This is a genomic window from Bdellovibrio sp. (assembly GCF_036384735.1).
GTDB lineage: Bacteria > Bdellovibrionota > Bdellovibrionia > Bdellovibrionales > Bdellovibrionaceae > Bdellovibrio.
This window is the reverse complement of record NZ_DASVLT010000049.1, coordinates 23,216-47,932: the sequence shown is the minus strand read 5'-3', so window position 1 is coordinate 47,932 and position 24,717 is coordinate 23,216. Positions and strand designations below refer to the sequence as shown.

29 protein-coding genes are annotated in these 24,717 nt (G+C 43.8%); 16 read left to right on the top strand and 13 right to left on the bottom strand.

All coding sequences use genetic code 11. From position 1 onward, the window contains the following. Positions 1-21 precede the first annotated feature (21 nt). Positions 22-387 carry a hypothetical protein gene (locus tag VF412_RS14955; RefSeq protein WP_331340061.1) on the top strand — a complete coding sequence of 122 codons (366 nt, stop codon included), beginning with the start codon at positions 22-24 and terminating at the stop codon, positions 385-387. Here the strand turns inward: VF412_RS14955 and VF412_RS14950 are convergent. The 7 genes from VF412_RS14950 to VF412_RS14920 all read right to left on the bottom strand — a co-directional run bounded on the left by VF412_RS14950 (position 376) and on the right by VF412_RS14920 (position 6,860). Beyond that, a complete protein-coding gene (locus VF412_RS14950) occupies positions 376-777 on the bottom strand; it encodes a TM2 domain-containing protein (RefSeq protein WP_331340060.1) in 402 nt (133 codons plus the stop codon). The genes VF412_RS14955 and VF412_RS14950 overlap by 12 nt on opposite strands. A gap of 3 nt (positions 778-780) precedes the next feature. Then, complete coding sequence (locus VF412_RS14945) at positions 781-1,221, bottom strand: hypothetical protein (protein ID WP_331340059.1); 441 nt, start codon at positions 1,219-1,221, stop codon at positions 781-783. Positions 1,222-1,276: 55 nt separating this feature from the next. Further along, positions 1,277-1,750 carry an HPP family protein gene (locus VF412_RS14940; protein ID WP_331340058.1) on the bottom strand — a complete coding sequence of 158 codons (474 nt, stop codon included), beginning with the start codon at positions 1,748-1,750 and terminating at the stop codon, positions 1,277-1,279. Between the two features lie 30 nt (positions 1,751-1,780). Continuing rightward, positions 1,781-2,776 carry a tryptophan--tRNA ligase gene (gene trpS / locus VF412_RS14935; RefSeq protein ID WP_331340057.1) on the bottom strand — a complete coding sequence of 332 codons (996 nt, stop codon included), beginning with the start codon at positions 2,774-2,776 and terminating at the stop codon, positions 1,781-1,783. 42 nt (positions 2,777-2,818) lie between these two features. After that, positions 2,819-4,183, bottom strand: coding sequence for an NAD(P)H-binding protein (locus VF412_RS14930; RefSeq protein WP_331340056.1), 1,365 nt, complete (start codon positions 4,181-4,183; stop codon positions 2,819-2,821). Positions 4,184-4,240: 57 nt separating this feature from the next. Next, on the bottom strand, positions 4,241-5,800 hold the full coding sequence (locus tag VF412_RS14925; protein WP_331340055.1) for an ATP-dependent DNA helicase RecQ: 1,560 nt from the start codon (positions 5,798-5,800) through the stop codon (positions 4,241-4,243). A 109-nt stretch (positions 5,801-5,909) separates the two neighbouring features. Next, positions 5,910-6,860 (bottom strand): aldo/keto reductase, encoded by a 951-nt coding sequence (locus tag VF412_RS14920; protein WP_331340054.1) that lies wholly within the window; start codon positions 6,858-6,860, stop codon positions 5,910-5,912. Positions 6,861-6,982: 122 nt separating this feature from the next. On the opposite strand from VF412_RS14920, the gene VF412_RS14915 reads away from it, so the two are divergent. Further along, positions 6,983-7,474 carry a DUF421 domain-containing protein gene (locus VF412_RS14915; protein WP_331340053.1) on the top strand — a complete coding sequence of 164 codons (492 nt, stop codon included), beginning with the start codon at positions 6,983-6,985 and terminating at the stop codon, positions 7,472-7,474. Positions 7,475-7,479: 5 nt separating this feature from the next. Here the strand turns inward: VF412_RS14915 and VF412_RS14910 are convergent, their stop codons facing one another. The 3 genes from VF412_RS14910 to VF412_RS14900 all read right to left on the bottom strand — a co-directional run bounded on the left by VF412_RS14910 (position 7,480) and on the right by VF412_RS14900 (position 9,741). After that, positions 7,480-8,199, bottom strand: a complete 720-nt coding sequence (locus VF412_RS14910) for a hypothetical protein (protein WP_331340052.1) — start codon at positions 8,197-8,199, stop codon at positions 7,480-7,482. An 89-nt stretch (positions 8,200-8,288) separates the two neighbouring features. Further along, positions 8,289-9,044 carry a cyclic nucleotide-binding domain-containing protein gene (locus VF412_RS14905; protein WP_331340051.1) on the bottom strand — a complete coding sequence of 252 codons (756 nt, stop codon included), beginning with the start codon at positions 9,042-9,044 and terminating at the stop codon, positions 8,289-8,291. A 157-nt stretch (positions 9,045-9,201) separates the two neighbouring features. Continuing rightward, complete coding sequence (locus VF412_RS14900) at positions 9,202-9,741, bottom strand: SRPBCC family protein (RefSeq protein WP_331340050.1); 540 nt, start codon at positions 9,739-9,741, stop codon at positions 9,202-9,204. A gap of 183 nt (positions 9,742-9,924) precedes the next feature. Between VF412_RS14900 and VF412_RS14895 the strand changes: the two genes are divergently transcribed. Beyond that, a complete protein-coding gene (locus tag VF412_RS14895; protein ID WP_331340049.1) occupies positions 9,925-10,179 on the top strand; it encodes a hypothetical protein in 255 nt (84 codons plus the stop codon). 2 nt (positions 10,180-10,181) lie between these two features. On the opposite strand, the gene VF412_RS14890 is transcribed toward VF412_RS14895, so the two are convergent. Then, positions 10,182-10,733: a TrmH family RNA methyltransferase gene (locus VF412_RS14890; protein ID WP_331340048.1), complete on the bottom strand. Its 552-nt coding sequence runs from the start codon at positions 10,731-10,733 to the stop codon at positions 10,182-10,184. 217 nt (positions 10,734-10,950) lie between these two features. Between VF412_RS14890 and VF412_RS14885 the strand changes: the two genes are divergently transcribed. From VF412_RS14885 to VF412_RS14825, 13 genes are all read left to right on the top strand, one after another. Beyond that, positions 10,951-11,601, top strand: coding sequence for a L,D-transpeptidase (locus VF412_RS14885; RefSeq protein ID WP_331340047.1), 651 nt, complete (start codon positions 10,951-10,953; stop codon positions 11,599-11,601). A gap of 129 nt (positions 11,602-11,730) precedes the next feature. Continuing rightward, positions 11,731-13,494 carry a CRTAC1 family protein gene (locus VF412_RS14880; protein ID WP_331340046.1) on the top strand — a complete coding sequence of 588 codons (1,764 nt, stop codon included), beginning with the start codon at positions 11,731-11,733 and terminating at the stop codon, positions 13,492-13,494. A gap of 2 nt (positions 13,495-13,496) precedes the next feature. Beyond that, positions 13,497-14,321 carry an RnfABCDGE type electron transport complex subunit D gene (locus VF412_RS14875; RefSeq protein ID WP_331340045.1) on the top strand — a complete coding sequence of 275 codons (825 nt, stop codon included), beginning with the start codon at positions 13,497-13,499 and terminating at the stop codon, positions 14,319-14,321. Beyond that, on the top strand, positions 14,308-14,946 hold the full coding sequence (locus tag VF412_RS14870; RefSeq protein WP_331340044.1) for a putative 2OG-Fe(II) oxygenase: 639 nt from the start codon (positions 14,308-14,310) through the stop codon (positions 14,944-14,946). Before VF412_RS14875 ends, VF412_RS14870 begins: the two co-directional genes overlap by 14 nt. Before the next feature lie 23 nt (positions 14,947-14,969). Beyond that, the gene (locus VF412_RS14865) at positions 14,970-16,142 is read left to right on the top strand and encodes a DUF1513 domain-containing protein (RefSeq protein WP_331340043.1); all 1,173 of its coding nucleotides are present in this window, start codon (positions 14,970-14,972) and stop codon (positions 16,140-16,142) included. Then, a complete protein-coding gene (locus tag VF412_RS14860) occupies positions 16,139-17,911 on the top strand; it encodes a carbamoyltransferase (protein WP_331340042.1) in 1,773 nt (590 codons plus the stop codon). The genes VF412_RS14865 and VF412_RS14860 overlap by 4 nt, the downstream gene beginning before the upstream one ends. Next, positions 17,898-18,185, top strand: coding sequence for a hypothetical protein (locus VF412_RS14855; RefSeq protein ID WP_331340041.1), 288 nt, complete (start codon positions 17,898-17,900; stop codon positions 18,183-18,185). Before VF412_RS14860 ends, VF412_RS14855 begins: the two co-directional genes overlap by 14 nt. Beyond that, positions 18,185-18,328 carry a DUF5989 family protein gene (locus VF412_RS14850; protein ID WP_331340040.1) on the top strand — a complete coding sequence of 48 codons (144 nt, stop codon included), beginning with the start codon at positions 18,185-18,187 and terminating at the stop codon, positions 18,326-18,328. The genes VF412_RS14855 and VF412_RS14850 overlap by 1 nt, the downstream gene beginning before the upstream one ends. Further along, entirely contained in the window at positions 18,329-19,504 is a 1,176-nt protein-coding gene (locus VF412_RS14845) for a hypothetical protein (RefSeq protein ID WP_331340039.1), read from the top strand. It begins immediately after the preceding gene. A gap of 90 nt (positions 19,505-19,594) precedes the next feature. Then, complete coding sequence (locus tag VF412_RS14840; protein WP_331340038.1) at positions 19,595-21,031, top strand: radical SAM protein; 1,437 nt, start codon at positions 19,595-19,597, stop codon at positions 21,029-21,031. Continuing rightward, a complete protein-coding gene (locus VF412_RS14835) occupies positions 21,028-21,393 on the top strand; it encodes an SPASM domain-containing protein (protein ID WP_331340037.1) in 366 nt (121 codons plus the stop codon). Before VF412_RS14840 ends, VF412_RS14835 begins: the two co-directional genes overlap by 4 nt. 8 nt (positions 21,394-21,401) lie before the next feature. After that, positions 21,402-22,574 carry an arylsulfotransferase family protein gene (locus tag VF412_RS14830; protein WP_331340036.1) on the top strand — a complete coding sequence of 391 codons (1,173 nt, stop codon included), beginning with the start codon at positions 21,402-21,404 and terminating at the stop codon, positions 22,572-22,574. Between the two features lie 38 nt (positions 22,575-22,612). Continuing rightward, a complete protein-coding gene (locus VF412_RS14825; protein ID WP_331340035.1) occupies positions 22,613-23,431 on the top strand; it encodes a hypothetical protein in 819 nt (272 codons plus the stop codon). Here the strand turns inward: VF412_RS14825 and VF412_RS14820 are convergent. Beyond that, a complete protein-coding gene (locus VF412_RS14820) occupies positions 23,428-24,393 on the bottom strand; it encodes a hypothetical protein (protein WP_331340034.1) in 966 nt (321 codons plus the stop codon). The genes VF412_RS14825 and VF412_RS14820 overlap by 4 nt on opposite strands. Positions 24,394-24,417: 24 nt before the next feature. After that, positions 24,418-24,684, bottom strand: coding sequence for a hypothetical protein (locus tag VF412_RS14815; protein WP_331340033.1), 267 nt, complete (start codon positions 24,682-24,684; stop codon positions 24,418-24,420). Positions 24,685-24,717: the final 33 nt, after the last annotated feature.

The following is a 24,717-nucleotide window of genomic DNA, read 5'->3' as shown; positions in this document are numbered from 1 at the left end:
AAAACAGGCTAAACTGCCGCCATGTTTTACTACATCGAACTTGTGTGCCGTTGGATTTTTTCTTTGCAAATGATCTTTTGGGGACTGAATGGTTTCTTTAACTGGATCAATATTCCACCTTCAGGCGAAGGGGTTGGAAAATTTGTGCAAGCTTGTATCGACACTCGATTTATCATGCCCACGGTAAAAATTCTTGAAATAGTCAGTGGCATTCTTTTGCTATGCAGTTTTTTAGTGATCTTAAATATTTTTATCTTCGCACCCATTGTATTTGGGATAACAATGCTGCATGTTCTGCACAACCCAAAACCATGGGGTGTCGTTCTGCCAATCGCAGTTCCTTTTGCCATTATCCTGGGACTGAATTTCCATTCTTTATTTCGATAAAGAATTCACTTCTGAAATTTGACTATTCAATGTCCAAAAGTCGTAAAGATATCCCAGAGTGAATAAGCCACCGGTAATAAGCCAGATAATTCCCGAGATCCATTTCCCCATGTAAAAACGGTGAACGCCGAAAACTCCCAAGAACGTTAGCAGAATCCAAGCAAGATTGTAGTCAATTTTCCCCGGGCTGAATCTGCGATCTGCCTCTTTGGCCATTCCAGGAATTAGAAAAAGATCAATGATCCAGCCAATTCCCAAAAGTCCTAAAGTGCAAAACCAAATCGTTCCCGTCACAGGTTTTCCATAATAAAAACGGTGCGAACCCATGAAACCAAAGATCCACAACACGTAGCCGATGACAGATGAATGCGTTTCGTTTTCTTCTGCCATGGATTACTCCTTAAAGAATAAACGTCCAGTGATGACATAGATCGTTTGGCCATCGCTCCCAATCCAGGTTTCCGTGTAGGTCATATGATGACCTTCCACCTGCAAAAGATTCTGCACCTTCACGGTGTCGCTGTATCTTTCGGTCCATTTGTAAGTATCGGCCTCAACGCTTCCTACCACCTGTCCATCAACCAAAAGATCCTTGCCGTTTTTTTGGAAAGTTTGCTCAGGCAATTGCAAAGCCGTGATGCCGCAATCGAAGTAACCGCTCACACGTTGTAGTTGGCTTTGTGTTTCATTGAATTGCAATTTCATTGTATCGCAGTGAGCACCGCTACCTTGGAAAGTCCAATCTCCCCAACCATTCCATTCGCCGCCTAAAGCTGCGTGAGAAACAGAAGTCGCTAACAACAAAGCTGTACCGATCAAAATACTTTTCAACATGACGAGTCCTCCGCAAACAGTAGACTATGTTCTGTTTGCCAGAGTAAAGATTATTTTAAAGGCCCGTCATAGAAATTTGCGTTGCAATCTCGTCTAGGCTTTGGATATCGAAGACCGTCAGTGGCGAGTGTTTACTTTCAATCTTCTTGAGCTGTTTCGCGAGGAAGTATAACAAATCTTCTGCCGTGATAATTCCAGCCACTTCGCGTCGATCGCTTCCAATCAGAAGACAACTGATCTTTTTTTCGATCATCCGCATGATTGCATCGTGCAAAGGAAGTTCTTGATCCACCCACTCGACTGGAACGGACATGAAGGCTCCGACAGTGTATTTCGAAAGGTCAGGAATATGAGACCAATTTTTTCCGCTTAAGACGCCAACGATGGCTCCGTTATTGTCCACAACTGGAAGATGTCGAACTCGCAACTCGCGCATGACTTCGACAGCGTCAGCAAGGCTTCGGTCGACAGGAATCGTCACAACTTTTTTAGTCATAACGTCCTTTGCTTGCGTTTGATGGACCGTCATAGATACCTCCCAGCAAAATGGGGATCTCTATTAGTAGTTAATCCCCATTGCAGATTTTACCTCAGAAAGAGTCTGGGCCGCCACCTGTCGTGCGTTGGCTGTGCCAACACGCAAGATTTCGCGCACATATTCAGGATCGTTTTGATATTGCTCACGACGTTGGCGCATAGGAGCAATCATATTTTCCAAAACATCTGTCAGACGTTTTTTCAAAACACCATCACCCAAGCCACCACGACGATAGTGAGCTTTAAGCTCTTCTACTTCGGCTTTATTTGGATCAAAGATTGTCAAGAAATCGAAAACCACGTTGCCTTCGACAGTGCCTGGATCGCTGACTTTCAAATGATTTGGATCTGTGTACATCAAACGAACTTTGCGAGTGATTTCGTCTGCAGAATCGCCAATGAAAATGGCGTTGCCCAATGATTTACTCATTTTAGCTTTGCCATCAATGCCAGGCAAGCGTCCCACACTGCCAACCATGGATTTTACTTCTTTGAAGACATCTTGTTTGTAGAGGAAGTTGAAACGTTTTGCGATTTCGTTTGTTTGTTCAATCATTGGGTTTTGGTCTTCACCCGCAGGAACAAGATCCGCTTTAAATGCTAAAATGTCAGCAGCTTGACTGACAGGATAACAGAAGAAACCGGCAGGGATAGCGTCCTTCATATTCTTCTGACGAACTTCATCTTTGATTGTCGGATTGCGCTCTAAGCGGGCCACTGAAACCAGGTTCAAAAAGTAACATGTTAGTTCATACAACTCTGGAATTTGTGACTGAATAAAGAACGTGCTTTCCTTTGGATCGAGGCCCACGGCCAGATAATCCAATGCCACTTGCATCACGTTGTCACGAACCAATCCTGGATTGTCATAATTGTCCGTCAAAGCCTGGGAGTCTGCGATGATGAGATATTGCTGATAATTCGGCTGCAACTTCACACGATTTTGTAAAGAGCCCACGTAATGACCCAAATGAAGAGGACCCGTCGGACGATCGCCTGTAAGAATGATAGGTTTCATGATTGTCTCCCGGGGCTACATTACTTGAGAGAGGTCTTTTTATCAAGAATTGGCGCGCTTCTTCAGGTATCTTCCGAACTCAGTCATAACCCAAAGATGATAGAGCGCCTGCGAGTATTTATAGAAATACCAAGGAAGTCTCGGTTTAAAATCGTGAATCGCCGATAAGCAGGCCTGCCCATCAAGGACTTCGCGAAACTCCAGACGGCCACGACCAATTCGTTGAGATAAAAGTCCGCCTCGTACATAAAAAAGCTGCCGATTACGCCAACTCCTTTCCGGAGAATATTCTAAAACCAGCAGATGAAAATGCGGAAAGCGATTCGAGAAATAGATCCAATGTCCGTCGACATCGACACGAACAACGCGAGGGCGCATCTTTGGCAGAAAATCCATATAAGCTTTTGCGATATCTTCAGCAGTCCACCCCTTGGGCATCGGCAGTCGCTGCACGGAACGTGCTTCATAGTGTTTTACCGCTGGCTTCTTAAAAGCATGAGGCTTTTCTTTACCATTATAATTTCGAATCGCAAGTTTCAGCGCTTCGTCAATTCCCATTGGAGTATGGCCAGGAATTTCCAGGGTCTGATTTTTGCGATCCACCAGTGAAAATCGCAGACTGTCAATCAGTGGTCTGACGAGCCCTTCCGGCGCTCTCGTAATACCACAAACCCATAATGTGGATATTGTGGGGGTCAGGAAAGGAACCGGGAGGCATTTGCGCTTAAGTCCCTTTAGACTTGCGACTTTTAACATCATGTCGCGATAACTAAGAATATCGGGGCCGCCCAGATCAAAACTTTTATTATAAAAATCGGACTTCCCAATAACGTAACGAATACTTTGAACAACATCACTCAAAGCCACGGGCTGATTAACCGTCGAAGTCCATGAAGGACAAAGCATTACAGGTAAGCGCTCTACCAGCCGAGTCATGATATGAAATGAAGAACCCTCCGCACCAATAATCACGGCGGCGCGAAGTATTGTGGCAGGAACTTTACTGCGCAGAAAGACCTCTTCCACTTCTTGACGGCTTTGTAAATGTTGAGAAGGCTCACCTTGATTCTCGGGGATCAAACCACCCAGAAAAATAATCTGCTTCACGCCATTTCGTTCGGCGGCTTTGACAAAGTTATCCGCAACGATCAAATCGAAGTCTTCAAAAGTGCCTTGGGACAAATGCGCCGATGGCCTCATAGAGTGCACGAGGTAAATCGCAACATCAGCTCCCTTCAGACCTTTTTCGGCGTCCAGAAGACTAAATAAGTCACAATCGCGCCATTCGACGTTTTCCTGGGACTTCCTTGAAGAGCGGCTTAGAGCAAAGATTTTATGTTCGCTTGAAAGCTCCTGAATGAGAGCTTTTCCAACAAACCCGCTTGCGCCAGCAATGGCAATATTCATAGATGCGGACTCCTTCACCTAAGAGTACCCGCAGATGTTTTTATTTAAAAGAACTGATTAGTTACGATGACCTAACTCGGCCAAAAGATCCCAGCCATATTTTTCAAGCTTGGATTCGCCGATGCCATGAATGTGTTTTAAAGCGTCGAGGCTTTGTGGATTGTGAATCGCCAAATGTCTTAACGTTTGATCGCTAAAGACCACGAAGGCCGGAGCGTCAATTTCTTTCGCTTTTTCTTTGCGCCATTTTTTCAAAAGCTGGAATCGTGCTTCCTGGCTATCGTCCAGAACAATCGCATTGACGTCCACTTTGGACTTAGAACTTCTTTTTACTTTCACAGCTTTGACATCAGCCGCAGGAAGCTTCGCCATCTCTGGTTGAGGTACGCGGCGAATAGATAGCGGATCGCATGTATCACAGTGACCACAGCGTTCAATACGTTGGGCATCTTTATAATATGTCAGAATCTCTGCATGACGACACTCGCCGCCTTCAGAGTAATTCACCAGCGCTTCCAGATTGCGCCAACGATTGTTCTTAATCTCCTGAGGAGCTTCCGAGCTTGTGATGAAATAACCTTGCAGGCCTTTATCTTTGCGTGAATACAACATTAAACAAGTCGAGGGATCTCCGTCGCGCCCCGCGCGGCCCATCTCTTGATAAAGAGCATCGATGTTTGCTGGCATCTGATAATGTATAACTAAGCGCACATTCGGTTGGTCAATTCCCATACCAAAAGCATTTGTCGCCACGAGAATACGCAATTGACCTTTTTCATAAGAATCTTGTACAGAGTTACGTTCCTCATTAGTCATACCCGCGTGATAGTAACCCACTTGTGCAAAACGCGTTTGCAAGAAAGCCGCAACGGATTCAGTCACTTTGCGAGTTCCACAATAAACGATGATACGCCCCTGTGGAGTGCGTTTGATCGCCTCTAACACCATCAAAGCTTTGGCCTCTTCATCGGCGCAGAACTCAACTTGATAATACAAGTTCGAACGATAGAATCCGTGAACATGACGTTCCGGGGATTTCAACTTCAAATGTTTTTCAATATCCGTGAGAACTGTCGGCGTCGCAGATGCCGTCAACGCCAAGATAGGAACGTCAGGGCGCACAGATTTAAGAATAGACAACTGACTATACTCTTCGCGGAAATCATGACCCCACTGAGAAACGCAGTGAGCCTCATCGATCGCAAATAAAGCGATCGGTCTTTTCTGAATCCAACGTTGAAAACCTTCTTTTTGCGCGCGCTCCGGAGAAAGGTACAAAATAAACGTTCCGCCTTTTTCTATTTCACGAAAGACTTGAAGTTTGTCAGCATCCGATTGACCTGAGTGCAAACATCCCGCTGCAATACCTTTTTTCTGCAAGGACGCGACTTGATCTTTCATCAAGGCGATCAAAGGAGAAATCACAATAACCAATTTATTTTCAGCAACTGCCGGCAATTGATAACAAAGGGATTTTCCTCCCCCTGTTGGCAGAACCGCCAGAACATCTTTCCCAGATAATGAGTCAGAAATAATTTCTTTCTGACCGATTCGGAATGCCTCGAGCTTGAAAGACTCTTGCAGGGTTTTCAGAAGATGTTGAGGATCGACGTTCATAGGCATCACTTTCGTTGCAATTCCCCTGACATGCAACGAAGATTCTTAAGTTTTTGCGAATTTGAGCCGTGCTAGCGCCTTGAAAGCTTCAGTTTTCGGACCGCGCAAATTAATAAGCACTTGCCTTATTCAAAAGTTCAATATCTTGGGCAGAAAGTTGGATCTGAGCGGATTTCGTCAAGTCTTTCAATTGCTCGATAGATGTGGCGCTTGCGATAGGTGCTGTGATGCTTTTTCTATTGATCAACCATGCTAAAGCAATAGTCGCCGGATTCACCTTATGTTGAGCTGCGACTTCATCCAAGGCTTTCAAGATGCGCAAACCTCTATCGTTGAGGTATCCAGCGGCTTTTCCTCCGCGAGCGCTTTTATTTGCATCCGTGGCTGAACGATATTTTCCAGTTAAAAAACCGCTGGCTAAAGAATAATAACTGATCACACCCAGGCCTTTTTCCAGACAGAACGGCTCCAGCTCTTTTTCAAAATCTTGGCGATCGTATAAATTATAATTAGGTTGCAAAGTGATGTACGAAGGATAATTCCAACGCGCACTAATCGCCAAAGCCTCAGCCAAACGATCCTTGGTAAAATTCGACGCGCCGATGGCCCGAATTTTTCCCTGATTGCGAAGTTTGTCATAGGCTTCTAGCGTTTCTTCCTGAGGAATAGTGGGATCGTCACGATGAGACTGATAAAGATCAATGTAGTCTGTCTGCAAACGCTTCAAAGAATCTTCCACTGCCTTTTCAATATAGTACGGGGCTAATCCCTTTTTACCAGGTCCCATTTCCATTCCCACTTTTGTAGCAATGACAACTTTCTCGCGATGACCCCGTTGCTTGAGCCACTTACCGATAATAGTCTCTGATTCGCCACCTTTATTTCCGGGAACCCAAGCCGAATAAACATCAGCGGTGTCGATCAAATTAAAACCCGCATCAACAAAAGCATCGAGCAATTTGAAGGAGGTCGCTTCATCCACAGTCCAACCAAAAACATTACCCCCGAAAGCTAACGGGGCAACTTCAATACCGGAATGACCTAAATGACGTTTATTCATCTGAAACCTCCTGCGATTGAGTTAGTTTACTCTTTCACGATGACTCGTCAAATAACACGTGGACACTTTGTCCTGCTTAGTAATGGAATAGGAATGTCGTGCTATCGCACAGAAGAGGTTCTATGTTTCAGTTATCAGTCCCATGGTGGGAGTTTGTTATTCGCGCTCTTGTAGTTTTCGGCTTTCTTCTTTTTGCTTTGCGAATCACAGGAAAACGTCAGATAGGTCAATTGGCTCCCTTTGATTTGGTGCTGCTGTTGATTTTGAGTAATGCTGTTCAAAATTCGATGAATGCGGGAGATAACTCTTTAATTGGCGGTCTGATTTCTGCGGCGACGTTATTAGCCCTAGATTATGCGTTTGGATATTTCACTTTTCGCAGCAAAAGAGCTTCAACCATTTTGATTGGTCGCCCTGAGGTTCTAATTCACAACGGCAAGATTTTTATGGATGTTCTTAAAAAAGAGCAGATCACCATGGATGAGCTGCAAGATTCGCTTCGTAGGCAAGGATGTATTTCCGTTCATGAAGTGGAGTACGCCATCTTGGAAAATAATGGTTCCATTTCCGTGATCAAAACGAAAAAGAGCCCTGATTTCTCAGAGCCCTCTTAGGATTTTTAATTTTTGTTGATGTTTAGATCGCCTGTTCCGGCTTTATAGGTAATTTTGAATTTGGCAGATTTTGTTTCGCCAATTTCATTATGAACAGAGCCGGCTCCAATCTTCGCATCCAAAGCAAACTTTGAATCCGCTGGCAAAAGAACATCCGTCGCTCCAGCACCCGTTTTTATTTCCAACTCACCTTTGCTTGGAACCTTAGCATAAGTGATTTTATGAGTCCCTGATCCTGCAAAGAAGCTTGCTTTGCCTTTTAGACCGCTCACTGTTGTTTTTCCTGAACCAATTTTACCGTCGATGTCGGCAATATCACCATCAACGTTCACATCGCCATTTCCTACTTTGTATTGAATTTTTCCCTGGCCATTCAAGATCGTTAAATTGCCTGAGCCCAATTTGATTTCTAAATTAGTGTTCGGTGGAACACTAATTGTGAAGTTCACTTTGCAGTCGCCTTTGCGCATGAAGCTTTTCTGATCAACCTTTGCAGTGATCTCTGTACCTTCTTGTTTAACGTCTAAGATGCAATCTTCCGGAAATTTGACTTCGTCAGCAACGACTAAGGCTCTAGGTGTTGTAACTCCCGTGATGCTGATATCGCCCTGCATGTTCTCAATAACGAAAGATTTTACGTATTTTGCGTCGAAATCTTTAGATTCAGTCTTAGCAAATGCAGCTGATGTTGCTAACAATAGAAGTGCGCAGGGGATCAATCTCATGAAGTCTCCTTGGAAGATCAAATGGCGACTTCATAAAGATATGACAGACTGATTGAGTGGATCAACTGAATATGCGTTGACGTTGGCTGTTAGCCAGCAAGAGCCTTATTAGCCTTAGCCAGGCGTTGGGCAAGAGTTTTCACCAGGGCCTTAGCCCACGAGGGCTTCGAAAAGATCACATTATCTAAAGAACTCATTGGAATTTCGATCAGCTCAACATCTGTGACAGCTTCTACAGTAGCAGAACGAGGCTCGTGATTGAAGTGCCCCATTTCGCCGACAAATTCACCAGAGCTGATTTCACCCAAAGTCACTCGACCACTTTGATTGGCGTCCGTGTAAGCGCGAAGCATACCGTTTTTCACAATGTAAACGACTTTGGTGTCTTCGCCTTCTTTGAAGAGTACATCGCCGGGATTTAAGTGAATCAGACGATAATCCGGCTTCACGGCCTCTTTTTTTGGAGAGATCACTTTCGACACACATTGAACAATAGCGTCCTCGTTATCCGGCTCCGTCAAAAACTGAATGCGTCCTGTTTTGGTTTCATGTGGAAACATACTTGGATCTGCCGCATAGGACATAATCACAATGTAGCTTCCATTATTGGCTTTTTCCTTCAGAATTTTGGCAAGAATTTCCATGCCAGAGCCACGAGGAAGATATTCGTCGATAAAGATCATACGAGGTCTGACGTTTTCCACTTTGTACTTCACATCGAACCAATCACAGGCATGAAAAACTGTGGTATTTGGAAAATTTTTGCCAAGTGCTTCGGTGATCAGGGCAATGCGTCCCGGTTCACCGCTCACAATAAAAAATGTATTTTTATCTGAGTTAGCCATATAAACCTTCCGTAGAGAGCTCCTCTGGCTCTGTCTTAATTATCGTCTTTCCCTTGGGAACTCACAAGATAGATGCAAAAAACGAGCAGGGTCGTCTAAAAATGATGCGAAAAAAACAACTTACTTTGAATGTTTGTCTCGGAATGAAATGGATCTATTAGGGATTGCTCACTTCTATTTGATCTTTCAAGCGATCTAAACTTTGCTGCAACGTTTTTCCCATCATCGGGTCCATCAGATAACCCATGATTTTATAGACAGGATTAGCCCCCATGTCTCCACCATCTCGCCATGTCACCTTGGTGCCAGCAGGGTCTTTTTCCATAGTAATGCTTCCGAACATAACGAAGCCACCATTATCCATAGAGATCTCGAAATCAATTCCACTCTTAGGATCTGCTTTGGTAATTTTCTGAATGCCGTTACCCATCTTGCTAGAGACCCAAGATCTTGATGAGCCATCGCCTACGGCCGGCCCACTGTACGAGTACTTAATGTTGGGATCTTCCTTATCAAACGCACTCCATTGAGGCCAACCCTCTTTCATGTTGGCGATCAGGGGATAAATTCTTTCAGGGCCCGCTTTAATAACCACGGATCTTTCCACATGCCAACGCGATGGCAGAAAAAAACCAATGGCGACGAGTATAAGGACAACCCCAAGAGCTGCGCCCAATAGAAATTTTATGATCTTCACGAAATCTCCTTTTGTCCCTCTCATTTTTTTAAACGGAAGTTCCTTGTTTGGGGATATGAATTTACAGAGTCCTGCAAGTCGGCAACAAAGACGACGCGACTCTGCCAACTATCAACATTTTTCAGATTATCGAATGGAATTTTCGACCTTAGAATTCAGACAGCTAAGAAAGGAAGCACACTTATGAGAAACCTTTTAGTAATTATGGCTATTCTTGGAGTTATGACGATAGCACAAGCGGAAGATACGGTTTCAAGTAAAGCGACCGAAACCGCTCATGACGTAAAACGCAGCGCCAAAAAAGGTCTGCACAGGGTGCAAGAAGCAACTTGCACAGAGGGCGATTTGAAATGTGCCGGCAAAAAAGCAGGCAATCGCGTTAAAGAAGGAGCGGACTACACCAAAGACAAAGTCAACGAAGCCACTGATAAAAAATAACTCTATGTGGACTGCGGCTTCGCCTGGTGTTTTCGACGTAAAATATCGAAAAGTGCGATCGATGTCGCAGTCGCCACATTCAAGGAATTCGCCATCCCTGCCATCGGAATGTGAACTCTTTGATCTGAAATCCGCAAAATTTCTTCTGAGACGCCCTTCATCTCGCTGCCCACAATCAGCACGACTTTGTCAGGCAACGCGGCCTCATAGTATAAAACCGAATCATCGCAAAGCTCTAAGGCCCACAGCTTGTATCCCTCATTCTGTAGATCTTTGAGAATATGCAAACCCTCTGACACTTTTTCATGGGGAACCCAATCGGCAACTCCCATAGCTGAAGAGATTGCTTTCTTACCATCTGTTCTTGCAACAGGATCGCAAATCAACACTTTTTCAACTAAGCCCGCATCAGCCACCCGAAGAATCGCGCCAAGATTGTGATTATTCAAAAGGCGATCGAGGAACAAAATAATTTTGTTCCTCTCGATCTTCTTGAAATCTTCGCGATTCATCTTTTGTTGTCTGAGTTCAGAAGTGCTTAGAGCTTTGGCCATGACCACAACTAACAGGTCCGTCTTGATCTCGTCAACTGCCAGAACTCAATAACCTTCAACAATGTCTTTCCTATCTGCCATGAGAAGTCTTGTGGTCCCTCGCACATCCTACTTGTTTTTTCATGTCATCGATCTTTTCTGGGCCAGGAACACAACCCCCTCTGTCCCCGAGGAGTAAACTAATGACAAGAAAACTTTTAACCCAATGAGGTGTCACATGAATACGAAGCAACAGCTTACATCTCTCGTTCTAGGATTTTTGTTCTTCACCGTTCAATACGCTGGAGCACAAGCTCCCTCCGCACAAGAACAAGATCCAAACATCCCAAACATGATCGACGATTTGAACCCGCAAGATCCGAACATCGAGGAAAAGTTAAGATATTACGATAAAATTTATGAACAAGAGACCGGTAAATCTGCTCATATCAACAGCATCATGGATGACATCATTGGCTCTTTCGGAGGTTGTTCACGCTCTGCATGTCCTGTGTGGATCCAAGTTGTGAAATCATCTCAACACGCGTATCTCTATTTGAACGGCAGCCTTGCAAGTTCCTGGTTAGTTTCAACTGGCAAACCTGGTTATGACACTCCTAATTTTGACAGACATCCCGACGGTCGAATCTATGATGCGTACACTTCCACAAAATATCCTGATGGAGACTACAACGGTCTAGGTAATATGCCTTATGCCGTTTTCATCTCTGGAGGTTATGCACTACATGGTACTCCCCGAGGAAACTGGCCTAAACTGGGTCACACAGCCAGCCATGGTTGCATTCGCATGCACCCAGACAACGCTTACTACTTCAATCGATTGGTTCGCCAAAACGGAATCAGTAAGGTATGGATTACCGTTCAATAAACAGATGTGAGGCCGATCCCCAGATCGGCCCGCTTTCTTACCATCACCTAGACAATGACCGAGTTCCAATTCAGGCCACAATGAACTAGCCGCATTGATTTCCGACAAAGAGATGCATAGACTTGTGGAATGAAGCGCATCTGGATTTCTACTGCTTGTGGACTGACCATTATTGGTTTGATCTTGGGACGAAATGTTCTTAAGGAATCCGGCTATTCTGTTCATGAAAGCTCTCACAGTACCTCACAGAAAATTCCCGGTGTTGCGTTCGAAAATGTGACTGAACAATTCGGAATTAAATTCAATCACGCCAATGAAGAACGTCCTGCCAGTCGATCCATGTACGACAACGGCATGCCTAGCCCCGCAGTGTCGGTGATGGATCTTAATGAAGACGGATATCCTGACATTATTTTCTCTGGTGGCATGGAGCCTAAAGTTTATCTCAACGATCACGGAACTCGTTTCATTGAACAAAAGCCTGGTACTTTTGTATTTAACAGAAAATATCCTGAACTTGTCGGCATGATTATTTGGGGTGACCTCAACAACGATGGCATTCCTGATATCATTTTGACTGGATGGCCCCACCACCATATTTTCTATGGCTATCATGATAAAAACGGAAAACTTTCTTTCCGCGAGGATTCTTCGAAACTCAATGGATATCAATCTCGCCCTGAAGCCGTAAACCTTCTCGATTTCGATCAAGATGGTCGATTGGACATCGCCTTCGGAAACTTCATTGCCAAAGACGGCGAAGGACAATCCGAAGCCTTGTGGTTTGGGCCCGCTTCTTACGATAATCAAACAGGTGGCAAGAACGACATCATTCAGCAAAAACCTGATGGTTCCTTCTTGTGGCGCAAAGATATTGATTTCAAAACCCGCTCTTACACACATTCAGTCGGCGTGGGTGATTTAAATCGTGATGGTTATCCAGACCTATTTTTTGCGAACGATTACGCCCATGATGAATTATTCATGAACGATCATGGCAAAAACTTTGTCGATAAAACCGACGAGTTGATTCCCATTCAATGGCACGGTAATTCGGGTATGAATGGAGAAGTCTTTGATTACAACAATGACGGACTTTTGGATATTTACGTCACGAATATCTACAAGCCGCCAATAAAAACTCCCGGAAATCTTCTTTGGGAGCAACAACGTGATGGCACTTTCAAAGTGGTCTCGAAGGAAAAAGAGATCTCTCAGTGTGGTTTTTCGTGGGCCGCAAAATTTGTCGACGTCGATAACGATGGGCAACTGGATTTGCTAGTGACCAATGGACGCGACCGCGCGTTTCATCAAAAGACTCCGGAAGAGGGTGAATCCCTTTGGTATCGACGAGCGACGGCGGGCCGCATTCCTAACGTCTTTAGACAATACTATTTTGAAAACCAAATGCCGATGAAGCCCTTCTATATTTCCGCTTTTGAACAACATTGCTTGTTTCACAAAGAAGGCGATCACTACACTGACATTGCAGTTCCATCCGGGATTACCGACAATTTTGAAGGCCGTGGCATGGCCATCGCCGACTTCAACAATGATGGGCGTATCGATTTTGTAACCGTCGCTAACTACGGCCCGGCCCTTCTTTATATGAATCGATCCACAACGCCAGGTCATTGGCTTGGACTCGAACTCATCAATAAAAACGGAAGTCGAATTCCTATCGGCGCTAAAGTCACTGTTCACACAAAGGCCGGTGTAAACATGTATCGCGAATACTATCCAGCGAATGGATATCGCGCGCAAAGCGACTGGCGCCTTCATTTTGGTCTGGGCGACGACATAGTAACTTCGGTGGATGTGCAGTGGCCTCAAGGACAGAAAAAGAATTATCCTATTTCTGATTTAAATAAATATATTCAATTGCGAGAATAGATTTGAAACTGACGGGTATAAAAACAAAACTCAAGGCGCTCGATGGAAGATGGTTTCTGGGTGGAAGTCATTTCTTTCTACTTATTATCGCCATTGCTTTTTATAAATTACAGAGATCGCCGTTTCAAATTTTCTCGGCCTACGCTTGTGCCATCATTGTAGAAATCTTCTTTTTTAAGTACACCGCAAAAAATAAAACCCGCACTCTCTTTGATTGCATCTTTTCTGCCTGTACTGAAGCGGCAGGTTTATTAATCCTAGTCCGATCGCCTTACGCATGGTTCTACATCCCGATGTCTTTTCTGGCCGTTTCGTCCAAATATATATTTCGCAGAAACGAAACTCAGCACTTATTCAATCCAACGGATTTTGCCATCGTAACCATGGTAGCGCTTTTGCCAAAAAGATATTTCGAATTGCGTGGCGATGAATTCAATATCAGTCTTTACCCGATGTTGCATGTGACCATCTTCGGATTATTCGCCATCTATCTTGGGAAAACTTGGCGTGTAGCTTTAAGTTACCTCATCACCATTACTGCGGTGGCTCTTTGTTTGAGCCGAATTACTCATGAAAGCCCGATCTATCTTCTAGGGTCGGAATTAGGCGCCACAGGATTGATCTTCATGTTCTTAATGATTACAGACCCTAAAACGTGCCCCACTTTGCCACGCAGTCAGATTCTTTTCGGAGCTGCTATCGGTTGTCTATTATATCTATTGAAATTTAACGAATACTTCTACCCTCACTACTTTGCACTCTTCGTAGTCATTGTTGGGAGAGGATTTTATCTTGCAGCAACGGAGGAACGTCGTGTCTTATCTTAAAAATTATTCTCCTCCGAATACATTGCCACTTTTGAAAATTGCTACGGGCACAAGTCCTGAATTCAATGCTCACTTGCGGGATTATATTTTGCTGCAAGAAAAGAAACTTTGCGGTGATGCTCACATCTATCGCGATACGCCAAATGGAGTGAAGGAAGGTCTTAGTGCTTTGTGGGAAACTTACAATGTTTTGCAATGGCCTTTGCGTGAATGCGAACTATTACATGGCATTTTCTTGACCGGATACTTTGAATATCTGCAAATCGCACAGAAGTTTTATACTGATGAATTTCCTCGTGTGATTCAGTGCTGGGCCAACGTGATTCGCGGCCCTCTTGAAGATGAGGTGCCCCATCAGCACAATGAAAATCCATTAAATATCGTCGGTGTTTACTATGTCAGCGGAGACTACAAGTCTTCAGGCTCTTTGTGTTTCTACGACAAAGACGGCGATACGACGAGGAAAATTTTCGATCTCAAGCCACAAATCGGTGATTTGGTCTTTTTCCCCGCACCTGTCATTCACGGCAAGGGAAAATACAACGAACGTGAACCACGTATTTCTGTAGCATTTGATATTAGATTTGAAGGAAACCCGAATAAAAGCTTTATCGATTTCTACTAGGAAAAAAGATAACTGGGACAATCATGGAATCTTCAGTGAACGTAAATCGCCGAAACTTTCTTATCTCATCCCTAGTAGGTGCGGGCTTGCTATATCTTGCGGCAAAGTACCGTTTATCTAGTAATCATGAACATCACGATAAAATTCTTGCGACGGCAGCTGGTACGCCGACAAAAACGACTATCTATCAAGTGGCCCCCTCTGGCGCTAATGATAAAATTATCGCCTGCCACGTCTCTACCGGAAAAATTCAAGCGATTCCCGTACCCGTCAACGGTCATCAAATCTCTCAGCACCCTTTTGATAAACGCCTGATCTTTACAAGCGAAAAATGGGGTGAAGCTGCTGCTCTTGTCGATCTGAAAAACGAAAAAGTTTTGCAATTGATAAAATCAGAGCCGGGAACGCGATTCTTTGGTCATTCCATTTTTTCCGCAGATGGAAAATATATTATTTGCTCTGAAATCGACGATAAAGTTGGCACCAGTTTTTTAGGAGTTCGTGATTATCAAACACTCAAACTGATTAATAAGATTCCGTCCCACGGAATTTTTGCTCATCAACTCAGATCTCCTGACAACGGAAAGACAGTGCTCGTGGTAAATTCGGGCGTTTTCCATCAAAGTTATGCTGAAAACGCGCCTCACTGGAAAAACTCGCCCGACCTTCATGAAGACGGACGCTTTAATCATATTGATTTAGAATCTGGGAAACTTCTGAAGTCCACCTCGTTGGGGGAGGCCGGCTTCGCTCATTTTGCTTTTGATCATAATGATGGATCGTCGGTCGTCATAGGAAATGCAAGACCGATCGGAAATCCTTCATTAATTAGTATCGTAAAAAATGACGGCACCGTGATCGACTTGCGCGAAACAAAAGCTATTGACTATATCGGTGAGGCCCTGAGTGTCGAGATGGACACAAAAAATAAGGTTGCCTATGTTACAATTCCGGATAGAAACTTATTACTACAAATCGATTACAAAAATAATCAATTGTTGGGACATTTGAATCTTGAATACGTCAGAGGTCTTGCTGTCGATCAAGATCGTCTTTTCACATCAAGTATTCAAATGGCGTTAGCGCAAACAACCTCATCGAAAACTTCCATGCAAACCTGGAATTGGCAAAAGTGGAATCCACCTGGCCCTATTTACGGAGCTCATCTTGCTCTACTGGATTCATACTTAAAATGAAAATATTAGGCCTTTCTGCATTTTATCATGACAGCGCCGCCGCTTTAATCATCGACGGAGAGATCATCGCGGCCGCTCAAGAGGAGCGTTTCACTCGGAAGAAGTTCGATTCCGGATTTCCCTCTCAAAGCATTCAATTCTGTCTTGAGAAGGCCGGCTTGCAATTGTCAGATCTCGACGAAATCGTTTATTACGAAAAACCCTTTTTGAGCTTTGAGCGACTTCTTCAAAGTATTATCGCCACGGCACCTCGTAGCCTTCTGACGTTTTTAAGTGCAATGCCAATTTGGATGCGCGAAAAATTAGACACTCGTGGCACTTTAAAAAAGAAATTTCAGAAGCAATTTCCTGGCGTAGTGCTACCGGCCATCACTTTCAGTCAACATCACCTGTCCCATGCTGCTTCCGCTTTTTATCCAAGTCCCTTTGAGTCCGCGGCCATTCTTTGTCTGGACGGCGTTGGCGAATGGGCCTGCACGACCGCGTGGGTTGGCCACGGGAATAAAATTGAAAGCCTTTGGGAAATGCATTTCCCTCACTCTTTGGGAATGCTTTATTCTGCCTTCACTTATTTCTGTGGCTTCAAGGTAAATTCCGGCGAATATAAATTGATGGGCCTGGCACCTTATGGAAAGCCTATTTTCGCACAGAAAATTAAGGATAATTTACTTGATATCAAAGAAGACGGAAGCTTTCGCTTAAATATGGATTATTTTTCATTCGCATCTTCTTTAAAGATGACCAACCAAAAGTTTGCAGATCTTTTCGGTGTTGAAGTTCGCCAACCCGAGTCTGCGATGACTCAAATTTATAAAGACCTTGCAGCTTCGATCCAACAAGTTACTGAAGAGATCATGGTTCGCCTTGCTCGGACGATTCGTCGTGACAGTGGTCAAGAAAATTTATGTTTATCTGGTGGTGTTGCCTTAAACTGTGTCGCCAATGGCATTATTGCCCGAGAAAATATCTTTAAGAATATCTGGATTCAACCAGCGGCAGGAGATGCAGGAAGTGCCTTGGGAGCCGCTTTAGCAAGTTACTATCTTCAGCATGAAAAAACTCGCGAGGTTCAAAAACCTGATTCCATGAAGGCCGCCTTTTTGGGGCCAATTTTTTCCAACGATGAAATTCGGAATTTCTTAATCGAAGTCGGCGCCCATTTCGAAGAGCTTTCTCATGATAATCTTTTGCAGCTGGCGACAAAGGACTTGATGGATCAAAAAGTTGTGGGCTGGTTTCAAGGCTCAATGGAATATGGTCCTCGATCTTTGGGAGCTCGATCTATTCTTGGAGACCCCCGAGATCCGCAAATGCAGTCACGTATGAATTTGAAAATTAAATATCGCGAATCCTTCCGTCCCTTCGCGCCAATCGTTCTTGCGGAAAAGGTTTCGAATGTTTACCAAGATAACTTTGATAATCCCTACATGCTTCTGGTAACTCACGTCAAAGAGACCCACGCTAAAAGCCTCCCTGCTGTGACCCATGTCGATGGCTCCGCAAGGATTCAAGCTGTCAGTCAAAATGAAAATCCACTGCTTCATGATCTTTTAAAAAGTTTTGAAGCAGCCACTGGATGTCCTGTTCTTGTAAACACTTCTTTCAACGTTCGTGGCGAGCCGATCGTGTGCTCCCCGAAAGATGCACTTCGCTGCTTTATTCAGACTGAAATGGATTCTTTATTTTTAGGTTCATTCTATCTTAAAAAGGAAAACCAGAAATTCAGCCGTGATGATCGCAGGTGGAGGGTTCGTTATGAATTGGATTAAGCTTTTATACCCTCATCCTCATTTCGAAATGCAGGGGTGGCCTTTGTGGATTCAAAAAATTCACGGCAAAGCCATGATAGTTGCCTACTACATCGCCCAGACATTGGCACTGCTTGGTCTTGCCATTATCTATTTGGCTCTCATTGTTCCTCTAAAAATACTATCATCGTTGCGAGGCCAGGATCTTTTAAATTTGAAGATCGAGACTCAGCGACAAAGCTATTTGCTGAAATCAGATCCTATTCAAAAGATCGACTTTAAAAGGATGTATTGATGCTACTTCAAGAACTTTGGCAATTCATGCGTACACGAAAAAAGTATTGGATGCTGCCGATTGTCGTTATGATGATTCTTTTAAGTCTGCTGATCATTTTCTCACAGACTGCTGTTTTACCGTTCGTTTACACTCTGTTTTAGATGAAGAAAAATCTTTTAGCGCTTTTATTAGGTTTCGGATTTGCCCTGGTCTTGTTGGCCTCGTTAGAGATTTTTTTTCGCATTAATGAAACCACACATTGGATCAAGAGGCCGGTGCCACCGGATATCTATGCAGTGCACCGCGATCGCGACGAAGCTTTATCTCAAAGTATCTACGACCAGCTTAAAAACAACGAAATCTATAAATGGAAGCCGTTGATTTCAAGAGAAGAAGCCAAATCAATTCCTAAAAATTTAGATCCCAGGGAAAAAGGCCCTTTGCCTTGTTGCATGGGCAGACACAATCCCGTCAAAGGGATCCAATTTGAAAGCAGAATGATGACATTCGATGACCATCGTCTTGTTTATTCGGCTCACTTTACATTTGATTCTCATGGCCGTCGTATCACTCCACGAAGTTCGAAGTCCGATTACAATGTTTTGATGTTTGGCGATTCATACACTTTGGGCGAAGGGGTCCATGATGATCAATCAGCCCCATATCTTCTTGGAAAAATGCGGCCCGAAGCACAAGTCTATAACTTTGGAATTTCGGGGGGCGGCGTGAATGACGTCCTTTACGAGTTGCAGGACGCGCGTAAGGACCGCCTGTCAGATATTCCTAAAAAGAAGACCATTGTCTTATACACTTTTATGGATCATCACCTTGAACGTCTTTTCGCTCGCAGCACAGCTTTGATGGAAAAATTCCAATGGATTTTAACGAAGCCCTATTATGCTAAAGAAAATGACCAAATTGTTTTGAAAGGCTTCTTTGATACGGACCGCAAAAGAACGAATGCCTTATACAAGATCTGGAACAGCAGTGCCTTTCTAAATTTCTATGAAATTCCTTGGCCTCCTCGTTTCTCGAAAGAGCATTTTGAATTCTTTGCTGATGTTTTGAAATCTATCGAAAGCACTGCGAAAAATGACTTCGGCTCCGACACGGAATTCTATTTCGTTCTTTACCCTGGGGCCGCCGATGCCTTCGGTCCTGAACTCAGAAAAACCGCAGAAGAACGAGGTCTGAAAGTTCTGGATTATACAAATCTTGATATGGATAAGATTACGGCAGGAAATAAGAGCATCCCCGCCGACCGACATCCCTCTCCTGTCACACAATTCGTATTTGCATGGCTTTTAAATCGAGATCTTGCTCGGCCGAATCATTAGTCTGGCTTATCCCGACCTTATGCGTGGCTCGACTTAATACTGTATGGAAAACTATTTTGTTATTTCTCATCAACGACTTATGATGGGTGAATGTTAATTATTCAAGACTACAAAGCCTTCGATGCGGAGAAAGTAGCTTCGTTCCTGATGCCTAACGAGTTGGCTATTTTGGATCTGACTGCGCAATCCCCATTTGTTGTCGATGATGAAATTTTAGACGTCATTGATACTCTTAGTGATATCACTCGAAAATCCAGTCTCTATATTTCTCTGTCATCACTAGGTAAATCTTTGTATGAAGATTTCGGTGTTGTTGAAGAATTGGTAGACCGTGGTCTTAATCGACTGCACTTAAGAGTCTCGGTAGATATTCCAGCATATACCTATTCAGGTGTTGATCAAAGATGCCCAGAACTTGTAGAGATTTTCGACGTCGTCGAAATGATTCGTCGCTATTTTCCACAACTCGTAATCATTCCTTGTCTTGAATGTCCCATCGATCAGATCCATCACTTGGGACCTTTGATTACTTTCTTCCGAGAAGCTGCTTACAACGAGATTCTTTTAGTTCCTCCACCAAAGAGAACTAAAGAAGCTGTTCTTGCCTATCAAGATCTTTTCCAATACCTGCGCATGCGTGGGGTTACGCAAACTTGGATTCCTTTTGATTACTGTCATCCAAATCACGAGATCTGGAATGTACAAACTTTCAATAACTTTTCGGGCCCACACACAGTGCACTTTGATATCTCAAACAAATGCACTCACAGTTGCATTTTCTGTGGTCTTTATTGTGATGCCGCCATAGAAAATCAAAAAAAGGCGGACGAGAAAACAGCTAAAGAAATTCGCGACATGATGAGAGCCATGCTTGACCCTGCCAAAGGTCGCGAGATTCTGGAAACTTTGCCTGAGTCTGTAAAGTCTATTCAATTCGGTGGCGCAGGTGATCCGATGACACATCCTAATTTCGTAGAATTTATCCAGATCGCTCGCGAGCGCGGTATTGCCTGTGAGGTCCTTTCCAATATGGATTACTTCACAGAAGAATCCATCCAAAAACTTTCAGATCTAGGCTCTAACCGCATGCACGATCTTCATTTTATCGCCAATGTCTCGGGCGCAAGCCAAGGCATGTACTTGAAGACTCGGCCCCGTCAGACCGTAAAAAATTACGATAATGTCGTAAAAACTCTCAATCGTCTGAAGGAAGAACGCGAATCTCGCGGGGGTCGCGGTGTTTTTGTGACCATGATGTGCGTTCTAAACAAGATCAATTATATTGAGGCCGTTGACTATGTGGAATTCTCCAAGCTTGTAGGTGCCTCTAGAATTTATATGAAACCTTTGGAAGTTCACGCGGATCAGCATCGCACGCTTTTGCCCGACGAAAATCATTGGGCTGACTACGCAAATAAGATGAAGCAAGCTCTGGAAAAGGCTGATGCGCTGAAGATTGGGGTGATGGATCGCGAGACAATGGAAGCCATTGTCGAACTTCAAGATCAAGCTGGAGGCAAGCAATGAGTAAGAAAGAACAAGACGATTTAAAAATCGGAGTCATGAATGGCGAAGTCGCAGCCGATTTCTATCAGAAAACTCCTTGTACGATTGGCTATTCTTACATGCGTCTTGAAGTGACTGGCTCTATCAAAGGATGTTGTGTTGCGAAATACGCTTTAGGTGATACGAGTAAAGAGAAATGGCAAGATATCTGGAACAGCCGCGAGTTTGAATCGTTTCGCGAAAAAATGAAGACGATCAATAAAACTCATTTTCATTTGAAAGATCCTGAATGGGGCTTTTGCCAGCAATGCAGCCATCGCTTTATCAATGCTGATAATTCCAAAATTCTGGAAATGCCCTTCGAAGAAGACGACGAAAAATAAGGCCTGCAATGAAAAGAGCTATTTTACCGAGCCTGCTGTGGATTGCGTTTTTGACTTCTTGTGCTCACTCCCCTCAAATAGAGAGGACTCAAGACTCTTTTCATATTCTGTCGCTGAATAAAGAAAAAACTTCTAATGATGAAGCCGTTCTCTTACTTCATCATTCACCTGAAGCCCTACTAATTAAAAAAGACGGCACAGTTCTTCACAGCTGGAAATTTCCTAACGCTGTTTTGACTGGTAAACTCACATCTGCTGGCAATTTTGTAGGTCTCTTTCGTGATCCGCAGACAAACCGTCGCCGAGTTGCGGGATTGATTCAAATCTATAATCCGCAATCGCAGCTTCTATGGGAATTTAAAGATCCAGGTCTTCACCATGATTTCGACGTGACTGAATCTGAAGACGTCTATGCCATCAGATACAAAGCTTTCTCTGCCTCAGCACAAAAGATTTTCAAATCCTTGCCCTCGAAAGGTAACGGACAGCCCGTCTGCGACGAAGTGATTCAAATTTCAAAAGAAAGCTCCGCCATTGTTTGGAAATTGGATCTTGAGGATTATTTCGACTTTAAAAAAGTACGACCTACAGGACTTGAGCACAACTACGTTGCTGCATTCAATGTACACCCTCTGTGTCATGCAAACTCAGTGCGTTTCTTAAAAACAAACCCTATCAATCATCAACCAGCTGTTCTCGTGTCATTAAGAAATCTGAACACTGTCTTGCTGGTTGATAGAAACTCGAAAAGACTCTTGTGGAAAAGCCCCGAGGGCAGTCTAAATCATCAACACGATGCAAGAATGTATGGGGATGTCATCACAGTTTTTAACAACAACTCCAGCGATGCCTGGAATCATACCGCACCTTCTGAAGTAAAATCTTTCAATCTTAAAAGCGGCGAGGAGCGCATTTTATTTAAACAAGATGCGCCCGATACTTATCAGCCATTCACATCCGCCACTCAGTCGGGGGTAGAGATCGAGAAAAACGGAAATTTGCTTATCACGAACACCGATTACTCGCAGATTTGGGAAGTGACTCCGCAAGGTGAACCGGTTCTTAAGATTTACACGTTCTCTCCATATTTATCGAATGAACTTTCCTCTTATGTATTCCGCACTGAAAGCTATGACTTCGCTTCTCTAAAAAAAATGGGGCTTGCAGGATCTGCGAACTAATGCGCTAATTATCTCTCGGATATAATACGGGAGAAAACATGCTTAAGAAATTTTCGGGCCTCGTCGCCCTGTCTGTTATTTGCTCAAGTCTTTATGCCCAAGCAGTCTTAAACGATGACGTAAAGAAATCACTTAGAAACGTGACATTCTCAGAGTCCTTCAATCTTAAAGAAGATACTTTCTTCACCGATAGAAAAGACAAGATTCGCATGTTCTTGCCTGATGATTGGCAAAAGAAAGTTAAGCTTCCGCCATTTCCAAAATTTGGGACTGCTGAGTTCTATAAAGACATCGAAACGATCATGGACCTTAAGAAATTGCGCACGCCCGAAATGGTTCGTACCATTCGCGATGAAAGAATTGCGACAGCCTTCTTCATCGGTCCTGTTCATATCGCGGATCTTCGTCTTTATCATGGCAAAAAAGATCCTCTTGCAGATTTCTTCAATGATGTTTTCACGGACATCGACGTAGCCCTTTATACGTTGAAAAAAGAATACAACCGTGGGCGCCCCGTCGATATCATTCCAAACTGGGAAACAGCGATTGAAACTCCGGGACATGCTTCTTATCCATGCGGCCACTGTGCGGAGTCACACATCTTCGCTCATCTCATGACTGAATTTGAACCTGAATTAAAAGATGAATTCTTTAAATCAGCTGGCGAAATTAGCATGCATCGCGAAATTGCCGGTGTCCACTTTCACTCAGATAACGAAGCTGGACAACTACTTGCGAAACAAGTTTTTGATCTTTTGAAGAAATCGCCAAAATGGAAAGAAAGATTTCCTATCGTGAAGAAAATCTGGGAGGAAAGAAGAGATATGCTTCTTGGAAAACCGTTTAGAGGCCACTAGGGACCGATAACGGAGAAAAGTGAACTGGCCGTCGCTGCCTCTAGCAGCGCACGGTCTTCTACAGGCAACTCATTTTGCTGCAGGACCGCTTGTCCAACTTTGCGAAGATCAACAAGATGCTTTTGTGTCGTCGATAAATTCATTTGTAACTTCTGCGCAAGAATTCCAAAAATTTCCCAATCCAACGACCGAATCAAAATTTTCTTTTGTTCAACCGTTAAACCTTCCGGCGCGGGTAGAAAGCAAAATCTATTTGGAAAACAAGACCACCACCATGGGTTTTGCGAAAGATAATCTTCCGCTACTAAATGCAAAGCACGGCCCGATTCAAGCTCAGAAAAATACTTTAAAAGCGACGTCTTGAATTCCTCATCCACGAACTTCAAATGTTTTCCCGCTACGTTTAGAATCACGTTCAACGAAGGTTCTTGATTTTTCAAGCCTTCACCGAAAAGCATTTCAAAATGGTGGTTCCACTTCTGCTTGCGAGTGTTTGGTCTGAATTTTAGAGCTCTATAGTCGGCCTCTAACATTTTGATAATGAAAACAATTTTATCTGCGTCTGTCGGGCTGTGCGAAGGACCAGACTTTTGCGACATCTTTTGTAAAAGAGGATCTCGGAAAAGCTCATAGGGATTCGCAAAGAAGGCAGCCTCTTGAGCATCTTTAATTTCAAAGGCATTCAGCTCCCCAATGATGGGAAACTTCGACCGCAATTTGTTAATTCGCGAAATAAATGAAATCAGATCCGCTCTGTCACCAATCACCGTGACGTCGATATCGCTATATAACGGTTCGTAGTATCCCAAGGCGTAACTATTTCTGACGTCAATTTGTAGACGTGAGCTCGTAAGAAACGAACACACCCGAACCAAGCTCCATCCGATGAAAAACGGCAGCTTTCTGATCACGGGAAGCGCTTTCAAAACATTATTGGCAGAATCGCGGAAAGTGGAGTTCATTCTTCTTTATCTTCTCTGAGTGGGCTAGTAACAGCAAATACATTCCCAAGTGCAACTAGATTGTCTTTTAAGAATTTCGATTTTTCCCTTTTTGCACTCGACAGTGGCCTTGCCCGTCCATGCGTAGCAAGCTTTATCGTCTTTCGCTGGCTGCGCCTCTAGAATGATACGCTTCCCCTCAGCCAGTTTTCCTGTTGCGGCCTCGCATTTATCCCATTTCACTGTCTGCGCGGAACAATTTCTCGCTATAGGCTGGGCTAAAGCAAGACTGATAAAAAAGGAAATCATCATTGAAACCACCTTGCGACTGGTTCAGAATAGCAG